General features: G+C 67.1%; 1 protein-coding gene. It reads right to left on the bottom strand.

All coding sequences use genetic code 11. The features are described from left to right. Nucleotides 1-90: 90 nt before the first annotated feature. Nucleotides 91-1,364 (bottom strand): IS3 family transposase gene (locus tag AX669_RS01915; RefSeq protein WP_369815052.1). Its coding sequence is split into 2 segments (ribosomal slippage): nt 91-1,016 and nt 1,016-1,364, totalling 1,275 coding nucleotides; the frame shifts between segments, so codons are not numbered across the junction. Nucleotides 1,365-1,492 lie beyond the last annotated feature (128 nt).

Below are 1,492 nucleotides of genomic sequence, written 5' to 3' on the forward strand. Positions count from 1 at the left end.
TCATGCGGCCTGGGTGGCCGCTGTGGTCATGATGGTCTCGTACTCGATGGGGGTCGGGCCCTACCCCCGGATCTTGGACACGGGGTGTGATTACGCAGCAGGTCGCAGCGTAGCGGTGTAGCCGGTCTCGAAGGCGACCGGCGAGGTGTAGCGACACCACGAGTGGCGTCGCTTGGTGTTGTAGCGGACGAGCCATCTGAAGACCTGCCGACGGCAGGTCAGCTCGTCACTCCAGCAGGCGGCGTCTTGGAGGACTTCACGCTTCATCGTGGCGTTGAACGACTCTGCGAGGGCGTTGTCCGCGCTGGATCCGACGGCGCCCATGGACTGGGTCACGCCGAGCTTGCGGCAGAGCTTGGCGTAGGCCTTCGAGCAGTAGACCGACCCGTGGTCGCTGTGGAACACAGCGCCCTTGAGGCTGCCCCGGGTCGCGGCGGCGGCCTTGAGGGCGTCCTCGACGAGTTCGGTGCGCATGTGGTCGGCGATGGCCCACCCGGCCAGCCGACGGGAGTAGCAGTCGATCACGGTCGCCAAGTACAGGTTCGTCCCGTCGGCCAGCGGCAGGTAGGTGATGTCGCCGACATAGCGCTCGTTGGGGCGCTCGGCGGTGAAGTCACGCTGGAGCAGGTCGGGGTACTTCTGCCCCGACGGCTCGGGGATCGTGGTGCGGACCCGGCGCTTCTTCATGTAGCCGCGGATGCCCTCAAAGCGCATCACCCTCGCGACACGCTTGTGGTTGACCCGCTCACCGGCAGCCGCGCTGTCACCGAGTTGAGCGTTGAGCTCGGCGGTGATCCGCGGCGCGCCCTGAGTGTTGTCCTCGGCATGGACCGCTCTGATCCGCTCAGCCAGCGCTGCGTCGTCAGCTGCTCTGGCTTCGCGGGCCGGCGCGGCCTTGAGCCAGGCGTAGTAGGACGAGCGCTCGATCTCGACGAGCTCGCACAGTCGCTTCACCTCGAAGGTGGCGGAGTTGTCGGCGACGAACTGGAAGCGACTCACCAGCGCGTCTCCCCGGCGAAATACTTGGCCGCCCGCTGCAGGATCTCCCGCTCGGTCATGAGCTTGGTGGTCTCCGCTCGCAACGCCGCGTTCTCGGCCTCGAGCCGGGCGATCCTCTGCTCCGGCGTCTCGTCCGTCGGTGCCGACGAGCTCGCGGCGGACGTCTTGGCTTGCAGCGGGCTGGAGGTCAACGTCCCGTCAGCGGCGGTCTTCTTGCCGGTCCCGTAGACCTCGAGCCAACCCCGCAGCGTGCCACGCACGATGCCGAGGTCCTCGGCGATGCCGCGGACCGTGGCACCCGGGGTGGACTCGTACAAGTCGACGGCCTGACGACGGAACTCCTCGGAGTAGTTCTTCCTGGCCATGATTCTCGGATCATCTCGCTTCCCCAGCACCAGGTGCTGGATTCAGCGTGTCCAAGAACCGGGGTCAGGCCCCGTCAACTTGCCGAGGCGGGCTTGGCGTCGTCGGCGGTGGTAAGTCCGTTCGGTCC

Origin of the sequence: Dermacoccus sp. CCH2-D9, assembly GCF_001556795.1 — a bacterium.
Classification (GTDB): Bacteria; Actinomycetota; Actinomycetes; order Actinomycetales; family Dermatophilaceae; genus Dermacoccus; species Dermacoccus nishinomiyaensis.